The organism is Kitasatospora sp. SC0581, from assembly GCF_048159585.1.
GTDB lineage: Bacteria > Actinomycetota > Actinomycetes > Streptomycetales > Streptomycetaceae > Kitasatospora.
The window spans coordinates 153566-172995 of the sequence record NZ_JBLRWA010000011.1; the positions used below are offsets into that span (position 1 = coordinate 153566).

General features: G+C 72.9%; 13 protein-coding genes and 2 CRISPR repeat arrays (1 of these 15 cut by a window edge). All 13 genes read right to left on the minus strand.

Going from position 1 to position 19430, the window contains the following annotated elements; all coding sequences use genetic code 11:
* Window positions 1-395: a CRISPR direct-repeat array (repeat unit 29 nt; unit sequence GTTGCAAGCCCTCCAGGGCTGATCACGAC); it begins 151 nt to the left of the window's first position.
* 89 nt (window positions 396-484) lie between these two features.
* A complete protein-coding gene (gene cas2, locus ACLWS4_RS19480) occupies window positions 485-748 on the minus strand; it encodes a CRISPR-associated endonuclease Cas2 (RefSeq protein WP_049652019.1) in 264 nt (87 codons plus the stop codon).
* Between the two features lie 6 nt (window positions 749-754).
* A complete protein-coding gene (gene cas1b / locus ACLWS4_RS19485; RefSeq protein ID WP_416874761.1) occupies window positions 755-1735 on the minus strand; it encodes a type I-B CRISPR-associated endonuclease Cas1b in 981 nt (326 codons plus the stop codon).
* Window positions 1735-2256: a CRISPR-associated protein Cas4 gene (locus ACLWS4_RS19490; protein ID WP_416874762.1), complete on the minus strand. Its 522-nt coding sequence runs from the start codon at window positions 2254-2256 to the stop codon at window positions 1735-1737. The genes cas1b and ACLWS4_RS19490 overlap by 1 nt, the downstream gene beginning before the upstream one ends.
* A complete protein-coding gene (gene cas3, locus ACLWS4_RS19495; RefSeq protein WP_416874763.1) occupies window positions 2253-4661 on the minus strand; it encodes a CRISPR-associated helicase Cas3' in 2409 nt (802 codons plus the stop codon). Before cas3 ends, ACLWS4_RS19490 begins: the two co-directional genes overlap by 4 nt.
* Window positions 4643-5350, minus strand: coding sequence for a CRISPR-associated protein Cas5 (gene cas5 / locus ACLWS4_RS19500; protein WP_416874764.1), 708 nt, complete (start codon window positions 5348-5350; stop codon window positions 4643-4645). The genes cas3 and cas5 overlap by 19 nt, the downstream gene beginning before the upstream one ends.
* Window positions 5347-6411 (minus strand): type I-B CRISPR-associated protein Cas7/Cst2/DevR, encoded by a 1065-nt coding sequence (cas7i, locus tag ACLWS4_RS19505; RefSeq protein WP_416874765.1) that lies wholly within the window; start codon window positions 6409-6411, stop codon window positions 5347-5349. Before cas7i ends, cas5 begins: the two co-directional genes overlap by 4 nt.
* A complete protein-coding gene (locus ACLWS4_RS19510) occupies window positions 6412-7731 on the minus strand; it encodes a hypothetical protein (protein WP_416874766.1) in 1320 nt (439 codons plus the stop codon).
* 86 nt (window positions 7732-7817) lie between these two features.
* A complete protein-coding gene (gene cas6, locus ACLWS4_RS19515; RefSeq protein ID WP_416874767.1) occupies window positions 7818-8582 on the minus strand; it encodes a CRISPR-associated endoribonuclease Cas6 in 765 nt (254 codons plus the stop codon).
* Between the two features lie 212 nt (window positions 8583-8794).
* Window positions 8795-9085: direct repeats of the CRISPR family, unit length 31 nt; unit sequence GTCGTAACCAGCCCTGGAGGGCTTGCAACAC.
* 2825 nt (window positions 9086-11910) lie between these two features.
* Window positions 11911-13329, minus strand: a complete 1419-nt coding sequence (locus tag ACLWS4_RS19520) for a serine/threonine-protein kinase (protein ID WP_416874768.1) — start codon at window positions 13327-13329, stop codon at window positions 11911-11913.
* A gap of 12 nt (window positions 13330-13341) precedes the next feature.
* Window positions 13342-14103 carry a serine/threonine protein kinase gene (locus ACLWS4_RS19525; RefSeq protein WP_181970501.1) on the minus strand — a complete coding sequence of 254 codons (762 nt, stop codon included), beginning with the start codon at window positions 14101-14103 and terminating at the stop codon, window positions 13342-13344.
* A gap of 142 nt (window positions 14104-14245) precedes the next feature.
* Complete coding sequence (locus ACLWS4_RS19530) at window positions 14246-16330, minus strand: glycosyl hydrolase family 32 (protein WP_416874769.1); 2085 nt, start codon at window positions 16328-16330, stop codon at window positions 14246-14248.
* Window positions 16331-16400: 70 nt separating this feature from the next.
* On the minus strand, window positions 16401-17876 hold the full coding sequence (locus ACLWS4_RS19535; protein WP_416874770.1) for a hypothetical protein: 1476 nt from the start codon (window positions 17874-17876) through the stop codon (window positions 16401-16403).
* The gene (locus ACLWS4_RS19540) at window positions 17873-19426 is read right to left on the minus strand and encodes a peptidoglycan DD-metalloendopeptidase family protein (RefSeq protein ID WP_416874771.1); all 1554 of its coding nucleotides are present in this window, start codon (window positions 19424-19426) and stop codon (window positions 17873-17875) included. Before ACLWS4_RS19540 ends, ACLWS4_RS19535 begins: the two co-directional genes overlap by 4 nt.
* Between the last annotated feature and the right edge of the window lie 4 nt (window positions 19427-19430).

Genomic DNA, 19430 nt, shown 5'->3' on the forward strand with positions numbered 1-19430 from the left:
TCACGACGCGTATGGAGCCGTTCGGGAAGCACCGGCTGGTCGCGTTGCAAGCCCTCCAGGGCTGATCACGACGGGTTGCTGGCCTCGCCAAAGGCCGGCGCCCCCAAGAGTTGCAAGCCCTCCAGGGCTGATCACGACGGCGGTGTAGGGCGCGAGGAAGGCGTTCAGGCGGTGTTGCAAGCCCTCCAGGGCTGATCACGACACGCCGAGGTCAAGGACGAGTCGATCCGCGGCAAGTTGCAAGCCCTCCAGGGCTGATCACGACTGGCGAAGCGGTCCGGGACGTCGACGGCCGAGTCGTGTTGCAAGCCCTCCAGGGCTGATCACGACGCCGGGCCGGCGACCCCGACTTTCACCGGCACGTCGGTTGCAAGCCCTCCAGGGCTGATCACGACCCGAGGGTAAAGCCCAAGGTCAGCGCACCTACGAGCGTCGCCGCAGGCAGCGGAAGCGCGGCGACCGGCCGGTACTGCAGCGGCACTGGTCACAGGATCTCGCCCGGCCCGCCGAGGGTGGCGCCGAGTGTTGCCCTGTCGATCATGTCCGGGGAGCGGGCGGTGTAGGTGACGATGCTGTCGTAGCTGGGGTCGATCACGCTATTGAGGGTGTGGGTGAGGGCGCGGTACTGGGCGGCGGTGAGTTCGCCGTGGAAGACGCTGCGCTGGGTCCAGTGGAGGTACTTGCGGCAGGTTTTCAATACTTTCGGGTTGCGTTCGGCTGCGGTGTCGTAGACCAGGATGACGAACATCGGCGGCTACCACCAGGGCCGGAAGGGCTTGTACGGCGTGCCTTCCAGACACAGCCGGACGAGCTTGAGTGCTTCGAGGTGGATGAGCTCCTCGTAGCTGACCTTCCGCTTCAGCGTCCGGTGGTACACCGTCGTCGCGAGTTCCTCCCGAACCAGGGCGGCGATCTTCTTGCGGCCGTCCGTGCTGAGTGCGGCGCGGCCGACTTCCGTCTCGAAGTCGCTGGGTTTGATGTGCTTCTGGCCGGCGGCCCGCCGCAGTAGCCGTTCGGCGAGCAGGGGTTTGAAGGGTTCGGCGAGGTCGAGGGCGAGGGTGTTGCGGCGGCGGTCGGTGTCGCTGTGCAGGAATCCGATGGCGGGGTGAAGCGGGGTGCTGCGCAGGGCGGTGAGGACGCGGGCGTAGGTGAGGGCGTTGAGGTAGCTGATGAAGGCGTTGCCGGCGTTGGTTGGTGGCCGGCGGGTGCGGCCGTTGAGGCGGAGCCAGGCGGGGAGGCGGGTGTCGAGGACGGCCCAGGCGGTGCGGCGGAAGTTGCCTTCCTGGCCCATGAGTTCGTCGGTGTCGTGGCAGTCGGGCAGGGCGGTGCGCAGGGTTTCGAGTGCCGGGTCGAGGAGGTCGGTGTCGAGGGCCCAACGGAGGTTCTCGGCGGTGGCGAGGAGGAGTCCGCGCGCGACCGGGAGGCGTTGCGCGGGGTCGCCGGTGATCTCGACCTGTCGGCGGAGCACGGTGGCAGAGGACATGGCCTCGGCGGGCGCGAAGTGTCCGGCGTAGTTGCCGTAGTGGTCGAGGATGTGGACGGTGACGCCGTGGCGGCTGAGGAGGGACATCACGGAGGTGTTGAGGTCGACGTGCTCGAAGGCGACGAGGTCGCGGATGTCCGTGATGGGGATGCGGACGGGGCTGCCGTCGGCACGCTCGATGCGGATGCTGTCGTCCTCGCGGCGGATGCGGCAGGGTCCGGTGAGCCAGTAGGTACGGCCGACGGCGGGCATCAGTCTCCCCAGCAGTAGTCGAGGTAGGAGCAGCCGCGGCAGGCGGCACGGGTCTGGCGGTCGGGGGGTTCGGCCGAGGCGATGACGGCGCGGGCCTCGTCCTCGGCGGTCTCGGCCGCTTCCCGCGCCTCTTCGTTCCAGGGGACGTCGGTGGTGCGGCGGATGAGGGGGTAGTGGACGGTGCCGCCGCGCACGTTGACGCCTCGGCGCTCCAACAGCAGGCAGTAGTGCCGGACTTGGGCGTCGTGGGCGGGCGAGGGGCTGCGGGAGGACTTGGTCTCGTGGATGACGGCCCCGGCGGTGACCCAGTCGATGCGGGCTTCGCCGAGGTCGACGTCCCGCCGTCGCGTGAACGTGGTCTCGCTCACGACCTCCCCGAAGGCGACGAGGTCGCTGCCGCCTTCGGGCCGGTAACCGCGCGTGTAGAGCCAGAGTTGGCGCGGGCAGTGGCGCAGGTACTTGATGTGGACGCCGCCGAGGCCCTGGTCGTCGCCGAGTGGACTCGCAGGGATGGGTTTCACAGGATCGTCTCCGTTTCGGCGGGCGGGCGGAGGCCCAGGACGGGGTCGTACTCGCCCTTGACGAGATGGACGCCTAGCGACCGGTCGAACGCGTGGCTGTAGGTCTTCAACTGCCCGTAGCCCAGCGGGATGAGCAGTCCGGCGGCGAGGAGCGGGTCCGCCTTCCTGCCGACCGCGAGTCGGCGGTACTCCTCGGTGTCCTCCTCCAGGAGCACCTCCACGGTGTCGAAGCGTTCGCCGAGGGACTTCGCGTACTCGGTGCGGTCGTGGAAGGGGTCGGCGAAGGTGAGGAACTCGGCGGTGAACCCGTCGCGGGCCTCCCGAGCCCTCTCAGCCCACTTGTGGCCCCAGTCGGTGTCGTAGGCGAGGGCGAGGAGGCGGTCGATGTCCTGTTCGCTGAGGTCGGTGGCGCCTTCCACCGCCAGGGTGGTGAGCGCCGACCAGGCGGCCTCCACCGCGCCCTGGTCGTACGGGCGGTGGCCGTCCGTCCGGTGGACACGGAACTCGACCGCCCCGTCCGGGTGGAGGCCCCGACGGTTGACGCGTCCGGCGCGCTGGGCGACGGCCTCGATGGGGGCGTTCTCCACCGCGCCCCGGTCGAAGTCGAGTTGCAGCGAGACCTCCACCGTCTGCGTGGCCACGACCAGACCGCCTCGACGCGGCGCGTCGTCGGACCGGCGCTCGCGGTGGCGTTTCAGGAGTCGGCGTTCGATCTCGTCGCGGTCCTTGTTCTTGAAGCGCGAGTGGAGGAGCAGCGCGGCGTCCGGGTCGTCGGGGTGCTGCTCGCGGGCGTGGTCGGCGAGGGCGGCGAAGAGGGCCTGCCCCGCGGCAACCCTGTTGACGACCGCCAGCACGCTGTGCCCCTCGTCGATCCACCCTTCCAGCCGCGCGATGCTCTCCGGGTCCGTCAGCGCGAGCTCGTCGACGACCAGTCGGTGCCGCACCGGCGCCGTCCCGGGCTCGGCCCGGTGGCAGGTGACGGGCTGGTGCAGGCTCTCGTCGACGATGGTCAGCAGCGGCGGGGCGAGAGTCGCGGACAACACGGCGATCCTGCTGCCGAGTTGTTCCCACAGCCGCATCGCGGCGCAGAGCCGGCCGAAGGTCTCGGGGTCGTAGGCGTGGAGTTCGTCCAGGACGAACAGGGAGTTGGCCTGTTCGAGGAGGACGGAGGAATGGGTGGGCCCGGCGATGGCGGCGGCGAGGAGTTGGTGGGGCGTGGCGACGCGCAGGCGTTGGGTGAACAGGCGCATGGCGTTGGCACGGGCGCGGGCTTTGCGGGCGTCGTCCTTGGTGGGGCCGCTACAGCAGTCGTCCTCCGACGCCTCCGTGAGGAGGGTACTGGCGAGGGCGCCGTGGAGGAGGCCGATGTCGGGCTGCTTCTCCCCCGCGGCCGGGTGGAGGGTGTGCTGGAAGCGACGTCGGGCGGCGTTGAGGGAGGCACGGTAGGGCAGGGTCCACACGACCCTGGGCATGCCCGCCATCGTCGCCAACTGCCGGGCAGCCCAGGAGAGTCCGGCTTCGGTCTTGCCGCTGCCCGTAGGGGCGATGAGGACGAGGTGGCCCACGGTCGTGCCGGCGTCGTGCTGGTGCCGGTGCGGCGGGTACGGGAGCCGCGCGAGGTAGTCGGTGGGCAGCGGCATGTGGGTCTGGAGGTCCACGTGGGCGGAGCCGGCGTGGTCGGCCAGGGTGAGGGCGCCCTGGGCCAGGACGGCGAGCAGGCCCTGGTGGGCCTTCACCGGGAGCCTCCAGGCGGTGAGGACGTCCTGGAGGAGCAGGCGGGCCCGGTCGGCGAGCACCGGGTCGTTCGGCCCCGGTGGTGCGGGTTCGGTGCCGAGGGAGCCGGCCAGCCAGGCCAGGAGTTCCTGGTGCAGGCCGCGCGGGACCTGCGGCCGTGGGCCGTCCGGGCCGGGCACGTGGCCGAAGGCCTCGTGCCAGCGGGTCCGTTCGTTGTAGAGGCGGGACAGGGCGGGCTTGCCGCCGCCGAGGGAGGACGCCGCATGGAGCGGCCGGTGGTGGCCGGCGACGAGCGTGGCGATCAGCAGGCGCTCCTCGCTGCCCCACCCCGCTGCCAGGGCCAGCAGGTCGACGTAGGCGAGGGAGAGGACCTCGTGGCGCTCGCCCCAGGGTTTGCCGCCGGGTTCGACCTGCCGTTGGAACAGTTCGGCGATCTTGCCCGCGTCGTGCAGCAGCGCCGCGACGCGTACGAGGCTCCAGAACTGCGGTTCGGTGGCGATGACGCCGGCGGCCCCGATGCGCGCCTCCAGCTGGGCGACCGCGTCGTGGACGGTGCGCAGGTGGGTGGTGAGGCGTTCGGGGTCTTCCCGGGGCAGCGACTTGGCCCGCAGGTCGGTGAGGGCGCGCCTTCGTGGTGGGGCCAGGGGTGGGGTCAGGGGGTCAGCAGCCATACGGCCTGGGTGTCCTCGTTACTGGTGGGTGCTTCTCGGTAGGCGCCGCGGACCGGTGCCGCCCCGGCGGGTTCGTCGCACCACAGGTACGGCGACCAGCGGGTGGTGAGGCGGTCGGCGGAGACGGTATCGGCGAGGCGGTGCTCGTGGGCGGAGGGCACGTCGTGGCCGTCGGTGGGGGCGAGGGCGTGGCCGACGACCGCCCGCTCGGCAGGTTCGAGGACGACGTGAGCCAGTCCGGTGAGGTGGACGAGGTCCTGGGAGCGACCCAGGCGCAGGGCGTGACGAGGCCGGCGCAGCGCCCGGGCGAACCGGTCGCCGTCCGCTCCCGGTTCGGGCAGCCACAGGGTCAGGTGGACGTCGGCGAGGAAGGGCCGGTCCTTGGCCGTCGTACCGCCCTTTCCGGCCCGGATGCGGCCGCCGGCGGACGGGTTGCTGCCGTCGGCGGCGATCGGGTGGTAGGTCTCGGTGTCGGTACCGTGGCCGTCCGACCAGGCCGCCATGCCGAGGACGAAGGGTTCGGCGTACGCGCCGGTGGCGGCCGCCAGCAGCCCGCGGACGGTGGACGGCGGCGGCACCGGGAGAACGCGGGTGACACCGGGGAACAGCGGGTCCCGGAAGGAGGCCACGGGCGCGTGGAACGTCGCACGCAGGGCCCGTACCGGCCCGCCCGGTGGCGCCGGGGTCATCGCGGCTCCGGGTCGTCGAACCAGCCGTCCAGCTCGCCCGCGCGCAGTTCCTCCGCCAGCTTGAGCAGAACAGTCCGGGGGTGGTCGACGACGATGGTGCCCTCGGCCAGCTGCCGCTCGCACTGCTTCTCGAAGTCCTCGCGCGCCTGGTCGCGGAAGCCGGGCCGCCAACCGATCCGTACCGGCCCCTCCCACTCCCCCGCCCACGCTTCGAGCTCCTGGACCAGGACGTCCCCGCGCACCCGCACCCCCGTGTCGGGGTCGCTGTCGATCACGTGGCCCAGCGGGTTGATGCCGCCCTTGAAGGGGACCAGGACGATCAGCGCGGGCACCCGGTCGCCGTAGTGCAGGGCCTGCTTCGCCCCGCCGCTCAGGTGCGCGATCGCCTCGGGCAGCAGCGCGGCCCGGCGGCGCCGCTCCTCCAGCGGCAGCCGGACAGCCGGCTGGTCGCGGAACGATCCGGTGGTGGCGCCGAGCGCGGCGGCCTCCGCCACCTGGAGCGCCTGCTCCTGGGTGAGGTAGTTGGGCCGGCCCACCCCGTCCGCGCCGGGCAGGGTGAACGTGCCGATCCTCGGGAGGTCGAGCAGGAAGGGCGCGGCGAGGTCGGCGGTGTAGAACTCGTGGCCGTGCAGGACGGGTTCGGTCACCCCCCGGGACATGACGCCGAAGTCCTCGGTCGGGTAGGCGGGTTCGACGGACATCAGGGTGCCGAGCATGAACGGGCTGTCGCGCAGGGTGGTCGTCGCCGTTTCGTCCGCCTTCACGCCCGCCCGCATGTAGCCGAACAGGTCGTCGTCCGCGTAGAACACCGGATTAGCTTGGGTGTTGGCCTTCTGCGCCTTGCCCTGGGCCTTGCCCACCCTGGTGACGGGGGACGGCACCGAGCCACGCTCCACCATGGTCTCCCGGATCCAGCGGCGCGCCGCCTGCGCGGACACGTACGGGTACTTGCGGCCCCTGATCCGCGCGAACTTGACGCGGGACACCGTCTCCTCGCCCCGCCCGTTGTTGGGTGCCCCGGCCTGCACGGAGAGCACCATCATCCCTGCCAGATAAGCCATCTACGCCTGCTCCATCTCGTATGCGTCGTACTCGTCCTCGGCGTCCATGCCGAACGCCGGCTGCTCCGCCAGCTCCTCGATCTCGCGTTCCTGCTGCGGGTCGGGCTCCTTGCGACTGATCGCGACCCCGCGCTGCTGGAGCATCATCGACACTTGCGCGAACAGGAGCATCCGCTGCTCCCAGGCCCGCGGCTGGCGCCCGATCAGCGGCTTCCACAGCTCGGGGCCCGCCAACGGGCTTTTGTTCCCGTCCAGTTGCAGACGCGTGTAGGCCTTCACCATGAGCGCGCCGAGCTGGTAGTCGTTGAGCGCGGCCCTGCGGTACTCGGCCAGGCGCCCGCGTGAGCCGTCCTGGGCGATCCAGTCGGCGATCAGCGTCGCCACCGGTTCAAGATCGGTTTCCATTCCGAAGACCTCCTCGGCATAGGCGAAGGCGAGCCGGACCAGCGCCTCACGGTCGTCGACGCTCCACGCGCCATCGGGATCCGCCAAAAAGCGGTGCAGCTGCCCGAGCAGCGAACGGCTCCGCCCGTCCTCGGCCTCGAACAGCAGCCGCGCCGCCTCACTCTCGCCGCTCTTCCCGGCGTCCGGCCGGGCCAGGCCACGACGCAGCAGGTGCCAGCCGCGGCGCAGCGGCGCGTTGCCGTCGACGGTGGCAAGGAAGGCCGGTACGGCGCGCCGGGTGCGGGTGACGCGCAGCCAGGGCTCCTGATTGTCGTTCTTGAAGCTCCACAAGGTGGTCGCGCACAGGCCGTCGGTGGCGTCCCGCAGCGCGGCGAGGACGACGAGCTCGGGCCTCGCCCCGGCGGGCATCCCGGTGAAGCCTGCCTGCATGACGCGGCGGGCACGCCGCACGTTACGGCGGGCGAACTCCCCCTCGGCGCCAGGCCCTTGGCAGGACAGGACGGTAGCCGAACCGGCCGTCACCCAGGCGCCGTAGGGCAGCGCCCACATCGCGATCCGGCACCCCCGGCAGACCGGCCAGCCTGGGACGCCGGGGGGCAGGGTGTTCAAAGCCCTACTGGTGTCGAACAGGGGGAGATTCGACTTCGCCCAGACCACCGCCGTACCGGCGCCGCAGAACGTGCACGGCCGCACCGGCCCGGCCTCAGGCGCGTCCGGGGCGAAGAGCTGTTCGATGCCCGGCCTCAGCACGTTCGGGTCGGAGGCCCGCTTGCTGTGCGTGGCCTTCGAGTTCGGGTACAGCGCGAACAGGACCTTCCACCAGTCGTAGCGGCTACTGTCCTTGGGTGCCGTCGCGGCCGCGAGCACGTCCGCCACGAGAACGGATGCGATGGTGTCGAGGTCGGCCTCACTCACTCGGCCTGGGTCATCGCGCTCGGCGATGAGTGCCGCAGCCCAGGCACCCGCCCGCTGCAAGGGATGACCGGACGCGACGAGGGCCGTCACCGCACCCACCCGAAGCCCTGAATCGTGTCCAGGCCCAGCCCCCAGGAACGGATCGCGTTCACGAACCGGCCGTCAGCCTCCATCGCCACTCGCACCCGCGCCCCGATCCGCGGCGCCCCCCGCACCGTGAACCGCCGCCGGGGGCCCGCCTCCAGCACCCGCAGACCGTGCGGGGCCGGCAGGCCCAACACGTCCGCCTTGTGCGCCAGGTTGTGCTGGAGGCGGTCCAGGTAGTGCTCGTCGCCCGGGAGCAGGTTCCAGCTCTCGTGCTTGAGCACGACCGGCGTCATCGTCTCCAGCTCCACCGACCCCTCCCCCGGCGGCAGCAGCGCATCCATGTCCACCGCGACTCCGCGCACCCGCAACCGCGTGGCGCCCCACACCAGTTCATCGGCCCCGGCCAGCGCGCGCACCAACACCGAAGCGATCTCCGGCACCGGCGACCCGAACCACACCGAACCGTCCCGCGACGTGGAGTACACGCCCCGCTTTCGCGGCGCCCCCAGAAACAGCGGCCCGGCCACCCCCACCGGCTTCAGCGGCTTCCCCCGCCACCCGCCGTCGTGCAGGGCCTGTGCCAGGGCCTCGTCCTGCCCACTGAGCAACCCATACACCACACCCCGCGCCGCCCCGTGCACGTCCTCCCACCGCACACTCGACGCATCCGGCGTCACATCCACCCTCACCCGCACCAGACTCTCCCGACCCGCGTGCCGCAACCCGAACACGCCGCAAGCTAGTCGGGCGTGAACGATCGACACCGCATTCCTCACGATTTGGAGCAATAGCCAGTCATATGTGCTAGAGGCCCCGGCGTCACCGCCGCCAGCCCCGCGACGGGAATAGCGTCCACCTGCAGAGGCACCAGACCCAAAGCGCTCTGACCTGCGACGATGCACTACCGCCGAGTCGCCGCAACGGCATCGCCGGAGGCAAATCGAGCACACCGCTGGACCTGGTGCTTTACCCTCGGGTCGTAACCAGCCCTGGAGGGCTTGCAACTGGAGGAGCCCGGCACCGGGCGGCGGATGGTCTGCCGTCGTAACCAGCCCTGGAGGGCTTGCAACACGGCGATGCGGTTGGGGTCCACGACGTCGAACGCGGTCGTAACCAGCCCTGGAGGGCTTGCAACACACGGCCGGCCTCACGGAGTACGCCTGGACGGACGGTCGCAACCAGCCCTGGAGGGCTCGCAACCTGATCCCGGACGCCGAGCGGTGGCACGCCCCCGAGGTCGTAACCAGCCCTGGAGGGCTCGCAACATGCAGATCAAGGCGACCCTTCTGGAGACCAGCCCTGGAGGGCTCGTAACGGGGTGAACGGGCTCACGGGGCTCTCCCAATGGGGGCGGTAATCGTTGGTGAGATCCGACAAAGGCCGCTACCCTTGGCGGGCCGACGCTAGTTCGGTGCCCGTCGTGGCGCTGGTCAGGTTCGTTCTCATCAGCCCTGGAGGGCTTGCAATGAGCGCGCCATAGAGTTGGTCGACGCGCGCCATAGAGTCGGTCGAGGCTGGCGGCGGTGAAGCCCTCGGGCGGACACCGCCGCTGGCCAACACGCACATCCGAACCAGTCCCGACAGCTCCGCGACCAACGCTCAGGGTCGACGTAATCACCCATGAGCGGTGCCAGTCCACTCCGGGTGCCGCTGCTCCCGACCTTGCTTGCAGGTTGATTTCCTCGGAGCGGGTTATCTAGTTCGTCGATGAGCTCACCGGCATCGCGAGGGCTCATCTATCAAGAGAGGCGTCCCACGATCGGGTGATATCAGCCCCGGGCCGGACTGCTCCCAAACCACACTCATCATCCGACATTTAGCCTCTCACCTGCGGCTTTATCAACTGTCGGATGCAGCAGCCAAGCCCAGCGGCCAGCAAGCCTTGGGCCGATCCATGAAGGACCAACCAATACTGGTGCTGCCTTGAGCGCATAGACCCCAGCACTACGCGCGGCTTGTCGCCAAGGCCTCTGTTCCGTGGGGGGATGACCAGGTGAACGTCTCGGAATCCGTTCTCGTACTCCTCGACGCGCTGCTGGCGGCCGTCGTGCCGGGCGCTGCGGTTGCCCGCGTAGCGCCATCCGCAGCGATGCGTCCGGGTTGGCACCGCGAGCGGCGCGTTCAGGGACCGCAACCCCTCACCCCGCTGTGCGCCCGCCGGCGGCGGCTGGAAGCCCGAATAGATCCTCCGCCAGCTGCCGCGTGCGTCCTGAGGTCGGGGACCGAGGGTGCGCCGGAGCCGCTGGCCATCGCCTGTGGAGTCGCCCGGCTCCGGGTGCCTCTGGTTCCCCGGGCTCCCGGGAGGGCCGACGCGGCCGGTCGTTCCGGGGTGGGCGCCCACAGGCTGGGTGTCGGCCCGGCCGCGTGATCTACACCCCTCCAGCTTGTCGATTCACTGGAGGATGGAAGTGCGGTTCATGGAGTTGCTGTGGCAGGACGAAGCTGCGGTCAAGGTCGCGGGAGTAGTCCTGAGCATCGTGTTGGAGTGGTCCCTTCAGTTCGTCAAGGGCCGCGCCAGGCGGCGGGCGGATCTGCCGCCCGGTACAACGGTGGAGCCGTCCGTACGGCGTCCGCGCCGTACCCGGCGGTCGTCGCGTCGGGTGGCCGAGTTGAAGCGGTCGAGGGCTCGGTTCGCCCGTGCCCCGAAGCCGCGTCCGAAGGGGGGTGGCCGGAACAGTGCCCGGCTGCGCCGGCCCGGGCAGCGCCGCCGTCCCGGCAGGCGTGCCTCTTGACGGCGGGCACGATCGGCCGGTGCGCCCGGAACTGGATGCCGGGCGTTCCGTAGAGCCGGTCGCAACGCCGTAGCGGGCGGCCAGGTACAGACTGGCCTCCAGCCCGCCCACCGACGGGTTACACGGGAGTGTGCGCCGGCGGCTCCTGGGGATGCAACTCCCCTGCCGGGGCGACATACTGGACGTCTCCCTGGGAAACCCCGGGCGTGCGGCTTCGTTCGCACGCCCGCGCTCTGCCTCCTCTGATGCACCGCCAGGGGCGATCGGCGGGTACCGGCCCCGGAGGTCCGGGCGCAAGGGGAGCATGAGACTCCGTGGATCGTGCGGGCCCGTCCGTGGGTCCGCTTCGTCATCGTCCGTCGTGCCTCCGGTGCGGCGCTCCCGTGCGCACCGTGCGCGCCGGGTGCTTCCGCTCGGGCGGCCGGGCGTGCTGCTCGGGGTGCCCATGGCGTTGTGCTGCCAGCTCGCGGCGGCGGCTCCCGCCCACCCCGCGTCCCGAGGACGGCGGGCTCCCCGCCCTGGCCGACCAGCCCCACGGCCAGCAGGCGTACGGCAAGGCCGACATCTACCTCTTCAAGGTGCCCGAGGGCGTCACCTCGCTGAACCTGTACGCGCTCGGTCCCGGGGCGGGGGCGCGCCCGGTGGCGGAGGTGGGGGTGGCGGCGGCGGAGGAAGCGGTAACTGGACCTTCCTCGGCAGCGCCACGGGCGGCGGCAGCGCCGGAGGGGCCGGTGGCGGCGGCGGGGGCGGCGGAGCGGCCCTGGCCTGCACCGCCGTGCCGGTGACCCCGGGCATGCGCCTCGTGGTCATCGTCGGCCGGGGCGGCGTCCCCGAAGGTCGGAGTGGCGATGGCGGTGCAGGTGGTGGGGGCGGTGCGGCGGGCGCCACTCTGCGCCCGGCCGAACCCGGTGGCGCGGGGACAGCGGGGTCCGTCGGCGCGAGGCCCCGCAATGGCGGGGACACCTTCGTCCGCGTTCACAACGGTTCTGCGATCACCGGATCCTCCGGGGCGGGGACGGAGGCGTGAGCGGCAGCGCGGGCCGGGGCGGTGGCGGCGGCACCGGCGGCAGCAGCGGCGGGGCAGGGGCGGGAACGGCGGCGCACCGCCGCCCGGCCCGGACGACCAGTCGGGTACCGGTGGCGGCAGCGCCGGGAGCACCACTGTGAGCACCGGCGGTGACGGGTACGTCCCGATCATCTGGTAGCCCGCCGCCAGGGCGTGTCCCGCCCGTTCCGTCCGCGCACCCACTGCGCGGACGGGACGGGCGCGGTCGCGACGGGCCTGGTCGGCGGCGGCGCGGCCGTAGGACGGTGGCGACAACGCGGCCGGGATCGGGAAGGCCCTTGGCTCGTAGGGCGGTTATGGGCAGGGGTGCAGGGCGGGGCGGTCGCGGGTGCGGACGGCGGGGAGCCAGGCCGGGGTGTGGCCTGGGAGGCGGATGCGGTACCAGAGGGTGGAGGTGAGGTCTTCCTCGTTGATGACGGGGAGGCCGGTGGGGAGTTGGCAGTCGGCGTCGAGGGTGTCGTTGTGCCAGACGCGGACGGGGCCGACGTTGTCGGCGGTGTAGGGGCGCAGGGGGTCGACGGCGAGGCCGAGGCTGCACTGGGGGTCGTGGTCGGTGCGGTCCTGGCAGCCGCGTTCGGCGTTGAAGACGCGGACGTGGGCGGGCTGTCCGGGCGGCGGTTCCGGGTGCGGCCAGAGGGCGGTGGCGGTGACGGCGGCCGTGGCGCAGGAGGCGATGGCCAGCAAAGCGGTGCTCGGACGGCGCGGGCGGCGTGGGCCCCGGTCGGCGCGGATGCGCGCGAGCAGGCTCTCCGCCGTGTGCGGGGCGCGGGCGGCGTGGGTGGGGGCGAGGCAGTCGGCGGCGAGGGCGCGCCAGAACGGGGGGACGGCGGCGGCCAGTCGCAGGGCGGCGCGGCCTTCCGCGTACTGCTGGGCCGCGGCGCTGCGGGCGGTGGGGGTGACGCCGGGGAAGGGGCGGCCGCCGGCGGCGAAGACCTCGTGGATGACGATCCCGAGCGCCCAGATGTCCGCTGTGGTACGGACTTTGACGCCGTGTTCGCCGAGCGGTTCCGTCCAGCGTTCCGGCGGCAGGTAGTCGGGGGTGCCCATCGGGGAGCAGTGGCCGTGGGTGCCGGTGAGTTCGATGGCGAGGCCGAAGTCGGAGAGGCGGACCTCGCCGTCGGCGCCGATGAGGACGTTCTCCGGTTTGAGGTCGGTGTGGACCCAGCCGGAGCGGTGCAGGTGGGCGAGGCCTTCGCAGATGCCGGTGACGATCCGGGCGCCCTCGGCCTCGTCGACGCCGAGGGCGAGCAGGTCGCGCAGGGTGCAGCGGGCGCGTTCCATGACGAGGACGATCGCGCCGTCGAGGGTGGGCTGGTCGGGGGCGGCCAGGACGAGGGTGTCGAGCAGCCGGACCAGTCGGGGGTGCGGGGCGGTGCGGCCCAACTCGGTTTCGCGGCGGGCGGCTTCGGCGACCTGGCGGGCCTGGCGGGGGGCGAGTCCGGCGGTCGGCAGCACCTTGAGGGCGACCGTGCCGTCCGCGTCGTCCGCGCGGCCGGCCCCGCCGTCGGCCCGGCGGGCGGCGTAGACCGTCGCCCAGCCGCCCTCGCCGAGCAGCCCGGTGACGGTCCACTCGCCGACCCGGTGGCCGGCCGGCAGCAGTTCCTCGCCGTCCCCGGGGAAGTCCTGCTCGGGGACGCCCTCCCTGGGGACGCCCTCGCTGGGGACGCCCTCCCTGGGGACGGCCTCCCCGGGAAAGGCCGGGTCGTGCGGCATCTCCGCCCCTCCCTACCGTCCGGTGCGGGCGGGTTCGGGGGCCGGCAGGAGCGCGAGGTGCTCCTCGCGGACGATGCCGAACTTCAGGGCGAGCCCCACCACGGCCTCGCGTTTGCCGCTTCGGCGGTCCGCGCGGTCGCCGTCGGGCAGGTCGATGCGGAGCTTCTCGTCGGCGAGGTAGTCGAGGTGCGAGCTGACGGCGCGGGCGGTGAGCCGGGCGCAGGCGGGGTGGCCGTGCAGCCGGGCGACCACCTGCGGGGTGGTGGGGACGGCGGCCGGGGAGCGGTCGCGCAGCCACGGTTCGCAGAGTGCGACCAGGACCAGGAAGTAGGTGGCGGTCTCGTCCAGCGAGTACGCCGTCATGGTGCGGCTCTCCCGGGAGCCGCCGTGGGCGTCCGGGTCCAGGTAGACGTGGTCGGGCGCGAACACCTGGAAGGAGAGCGGGGTTTCCCGCCGGGAGGGCAGCACCACCCGGGAGAACTCGAAGGGGATCGGCGCGCCGATCCGCCGTGGCGGCACCCGCAGGTACTCGCCGGCGCCCTCCGGGTTCTCCACCAGGTAGGCGTGGGTGTTGCTGAGGTTGCTCAACTGCCAGTGGTCGTCGGTCGCGTGGATCTCACCGGCCAGTCGGGAGACCGTCTCGTCGCCGAGGCGCAGCTCCACGGGGATGCGGGCGGAGCCCCGGCCGAAGCGGGCCCGTTCTCCCGGACCGAGCCGTAAGGTCACCGTGTCGTCGCCGTTCCCCTCCGGCAGGTGGACGACAATCCCGCTCACCGCTCCTCCGTCCCGCGCACCGCTCCCCCGTTTCGCGCGCCGGCTCTTGCCGGACGGACGAACGGTACCTCTTCGCGTACGACAATAAACCGGATGCCGCAGGCTACTTGACAAAGCGGGAGCGGAGGGTACAGGCGTTCGGTCAGCGCATCGGCGCCCCCGAACGCACGGGTGCCACCGCACCCATCGGCGCCCCCGGTCGCAGCGGCGCCACCGGCCGGTCGCCGAAGGCGGCCCACGGCCGCCAGCCGCCGCCGGGCCGGTCCTGGACGCGGGTGCGCAGCCGGCCGTCCTCGGCCACCGCGAAGACGTGCAGCCGCCCGGTGGAGTCGGCCGCGGCCGAGGGCGGCGCCGCGAGCACCAGGCCGGGCTCGCCGAAGTCCTCGCCGAGCACGTCCGTCGGTGCCCAGGCTCCGGCGGGCGCCGACTGCCAGCGGTGGGCGAGGCGTTCGCCGCCCGGGGAGAGGGTGAAGGCCTCCAGCCGGCCGTCCGAGCCGGCGATCACCGGCGGCGCGGCGGTGGACCAGCCGAGCAGCGGCTGCCAGGCGTCCCAGCCCCCGCTGGGCACCGACTGGCGGCGGTGGAAGGCGGCCGTGCCGGACGGGGCGATCGCGGTGACGTTCAGCCGCCCGGTGCCGTCGCGGGCCACCCTCGGCGCGGCCCCGGCGGGCGTCCCGAAGCGCTCCCAGGCGGACCAGGCGCCGCCGGGCGAGGTCTGCCAGCGGTGCAGCAGCGCGGCGCCGCCGGGCGCGAGCACGAACACCTCCAGCCGGCCGTCGGCGTTGGCGGCGACGGCCGGCGGCGCGCCCGCCGGGCCGCCGAAGCCCGGGTCCCAGTCGTCCCAGCCGGTCGAGCCGGGCGAGGACTGGCGGCGGCGGGCGATCAGGGTGCCGCCGGGGGCGAGCGCGAACACCTCCAGCCGGTCGTCGGCGTTCCGGGCGACGGCGGGGGCGGCGCCGGCCGGGCCGCCGAAGACCTCCCAGTCCGACCAGTCGCCGTCGCTCCGCTGGACGCGGTGGTGCAGGGCGGCGCCGTCGGGGGCGAGCGAGAACACCTCCAGCCGGCCGTCGGCGTTGCGGCCCAGGACGGGCACCGCGCCGGCGGGTGTCCCGAACACCTCCCAGTCCGACCAGGTGTCGGTGTCCGGGCCGGTCTGGACCCGGCGCAGCACCGACCGGTCGGCGGCGTCGAGGGCGAACACGGTCAGCCGGCCGTGGACGTCCTGGGCGGCGACGGGGTTGTCCGGGCTCTGCCAGGGCGGCGGGGTGGACCGCCAGTCCAGCGGGGCCAGGTAGAGGCCGCGCCGGAACCAGCCGGCGGCGCTGGCCCACCACTGCCGCCCGTCGGTGACCACCTCCACCGCGTGGCCGGGCACATGGCCGGCGTAGCCGTCGAGGGAGAAGCGGAACGGGTCCTGGGAGGCGAGGACGTCGGTGCCCTCATAGCCGTTGCGCGGTCCGATGAACAGGTGGTACCAGCCGTCCCGGGCCACCACGAAGGGCGACTCGGTGACTGAGACGCCGTCCGCGGCGGTGGCCGCGTCGGCGAAGGCCACGCCGGGCTCGCCCCAGGTCAGCAGGTCGGCGGAGCGCCGGTAGCAGACCTGGTGGCGGCCGCCGGGGGCGGACAGCTCGGTGTAGTACATCACCCACTCGGCGCCGATCCGCAGCACCATCGGGTCGCGGGCGGCGGTCCCGCGGAACAGCGGACCGGACGGCAGCCTCGTCCAGGTGGACAGGTCGGTGGAGGTGGCGGCGTTGACCGCCGCCCCGGCGCGTCCGCCCGCCGCGTAGAACATCCAGTGCACGCCGCCCGACTCGACGACGTGCGGGGCCCACAGGTGCTCCTCGCCGAAGTACGAGGCGTCGACGGTCAGCGCGTCCGGGTGGCTCCGCCACGGGCCGGACGGGGAGGGCGCCGAGGCGTGCGCGAGCGAGACCTCGGCCCCGCTGTCGGGCGCCTGCCCGGGCGGCGCGCTGTCGCCGACGATGCTGAACAGGTGCCAGCGCCCGTCGGCCTGGACCAGGGTGTGGTCGTTGAGGTAGCGGCGGCGCGCGGTGGACGGGTCGTAGACGTGGTCGAACGGGCCGGCGCCGACCCAGACGGCGCCGGCGGAGGCGCCGGGCGGGGCGGCGGAGGCCGCCGGGGCGGTACGGCCCGCGAGCGGGAGCACGAGGGCTCCCGCTCCGGCCGCCCGCAGCAGGCCGCGCCTGCTGATCGGGTGCATCGCTGCGCTCCAGAGGGTTTCCGGCGGGGTTTCCGGCGTCGTCAGCCGGCGGCGGGTCCGTGGGTGGTGTTCAGCCGGCGGCGGGTCCGTGGGTGGTGTTCAGCCAGGCCCACTCGGACCAGGTGGAGAAGCCGGTCTGCCACTTGTGGTGGACGCCGTCGGTGTTGGCGCCGAAGACCTCGATCCGGCCGTCGGCGTTGTTCGCCGAGCCGATCTCGGTGCCGCCGGTGCCGAAGGTCTCCCACTGGCCGTACGGGGCGTTCAGGCCGGTCTGCCAGATGTGCTGCGCCGTACTGCCGTTGATGGCGAACACCTCCACCCGGCCGTCCGGCGAACGCCCGCTGGTCAGCTGCGCGTCGGCGGGGCCGCCGGTGGCCTCCCAGCCGGACCAACTGGTCGGGTCCGTCTGGTACTTGTGGTAGACGCCGGCCGGGCCGGAGGCGAAGACCTCGAGCCGGCCGTCCTGGTTGTGGCTGACGGTGAGGTCGTGGCCGCCGGTGCCGAAGGTGGAGTCCCAGGCGGACCAGCCGCCGTTGACGGCGGTCTGCCACTGGTGCTGGAAGACGCTGCCGTTGAGGGCGAAGACCTCCAGCCGCCCGTCGGGGGCCTTGCCGAGTTCGATCTCGCTGTCGGCGGGGCCGCCACCGGTGCCCTCCCAGCCGGACCAGCCGCCGTTGGGCGCCGTCTGGTACCGGTGGAAGACGCCGACCGGTCCCGAGGCGAAGACTTCGAGCCGCCCGTCCTGGTTGGAGCCGACGGCGAGGTCGTGGCCACCGGTGCCGAAGTCCTCCCAGCCGGACCAGGCGCCCGACGGCTGGAGCTGGTAACGGTGCTGGAGGGTACTGCCGTTGAGGGCGAACACCTCCAGCCGGCCGTCCGCGTTCAGACCGATGGCGAGTTCGGCGCCGGCCGGGCCGCCGAGGTCCTCCCACTCCGACCAGCCGCCGTTGATCGCGGTCTGCCAGGCGTGCGAGACGCCGTTCTTCCCGGCCGCGAAGACTTCGAGGCGTCCGTCGGCGGACCGGGCCGAGACCACCCGGCCGGACTCCGCCGGGTACTCCAGCGGCGCGGGACCGGGCTCGTGGTGGCCGAGCCGGTCGACGGCGGCCTGGGCCTCCTCCATGTGCCGCAGGTGGGCGCGCGCGCTGTAGGTCGACCACTGGTGCCAGTCGAGGCCGCCGTTGGAGATCCGGTAGGTCTGGTCGGCGTTGCACTGGGCGTCGTAGGCGCACGCGTCGGAGACCTCACCGTGAAAGTGGTCGTTGATCTCCCACAGGCCACGGTCGACGGAGTAGTCCGGGGTGTTGCCCTCGCGGTTGGAGGCCAGCGGGTTGCAGCTGGACTCGGCGAGGCCGACGGCGATCGCGGTCACCAGGGCCTCGCCCCGGAAGCCCGCCTGGTAGGCGACCTCGGCGCACAGGTCGCTGCCGGTGGCGGCCGGGGCGGAGGGCGCGGCGACCGTCAGGCCCGCCGTGACGCCCAGGGCGGCGATCGCGGACAGCAGGGCGCGGTGGGGCGCCCGGCGGGCGTGCTGCGGTCCGGTCACGGGGTGGCTCCTCGACTGGCGGCGGGCCCGGGAGTGGTGTTCAGCCAGGCCCACTCGGACCAGGTGGAGAAGCCGGTCTGCCAACGGTGGTGCACGCCGTCGGTGTTGGCGCCGAACACCTCGATCCGGCCGTCGGCGTTGGCGGCGGCGCCGATCTCGGTGCCGCCGGTGCCGAAGGTCTCCCACTGGCCGTACGGGGCGTTGAGGCCGGTCTGCCAGATGTGCTGCGCGGTGCTGCCGTTGATGGCGAAGGCCTCGACCCGGCCGTCCGCGGTCAGTTCGCTGGTGAGCCGGGAGTCGGCGGGGCCGCCGGTGGCCTCCCAGCCGGACCAACTGGTGGGGTTCGTCTGGTACTTGTGGTAGACGCCGACCGGTCCCGAGGCGAAGACCTCCAGGCGGCCGTCCCGGTTGTGGCTGACGGTGAGGTCGTGTCCCCCGCCGCCGAAGGTCGCGTCCCAGGCGGACCAGCCGCCGTTGACGTCCGTCTGCCACTGGTGCTGGAAGGTGTCGCCGTTGAGGGCGAAGACCTCGAGGCGGCCGTCGGGGGCCTTGCCGAGCTCGATCTCACTGTTGGCCGGGCCTCCGCCGGTGCCCTCCCAACCGGACCATCCGCCGTTGGGCGCGGTCTGGTAGCGGTGGAAGACGGCGGCCGGTCCCGAGGCGAAGACTTCGAGCCGCCCGTCCTGGTTGGAGCCGACGGCGAGGTCGTGGCCGCCGCCGCCGAAGTCCTCCCAGCCGGACCAGGCGCCGGACGGTTGGAGCTGGTAACGGTGCTGGAGGGTGGTGCCGTTGAGGGCGAACACCTCCAGCCGGCCGTCCGCGTTCGGACCGATGGCGAGTTCGGCGCCGCCCGGGCCGCCGAGGCCCTCCCACTCCGACCAGGCGCCGTTGACCACGGTCTGCCAGGCGTGCGAGACACCGCTCGCCCCGGCGGCGAAGACTTCCAGGCGCCCGTCCGCGGACCGGGCCGAGACCACCCGGCCGGACTCGGCCGGATACACCAGCGGCGCGGGCCGGGGACCGCTCCCGGGGACGCAGGGCACGGTGACGCCGCGCTCCGCGAGGTACGGCTCCGGGTCGGTGCGCTGGGACGCGTTCGGGTCGGCCCAGACCCGCAGGTGCAGGTGCGGGCCCGTGGAGTTGCCCTCGCTGCCCATCAGCGCGATCTGCTGGCCGGCCCGCACGTCGTCGCCCTCGAACACGTCCCGCCGCTGCATGTGCCCGTACTCGGTGATGGTCCCGTCCGGGTGCAGGATGCGGATCCACTGGCCGTAGTCGGACACCGGGCCGGAGATGACGACCTTGCCGTCGCCGACCGCGTAGATCGGGGTGCCGCGGTTGTTGGCGATGTCGATGCCGTTGTGCTCCGCGGTGTAGTGCTGGGTGATGGCGCCGTCGGTCGGACAGGCCGCCGCGAACCCGGCGGCAACAGCGGGAGCAGCGGTAGCGGCGGTAGCGGCGGGAACGGCGACAGCGGGAGCGGCCGGGACGGCGACCGGCAGCAGCAGGGCCACCACGGCCAGGGCCCGCCGCGAGGTGCGGGAGATCATCGGT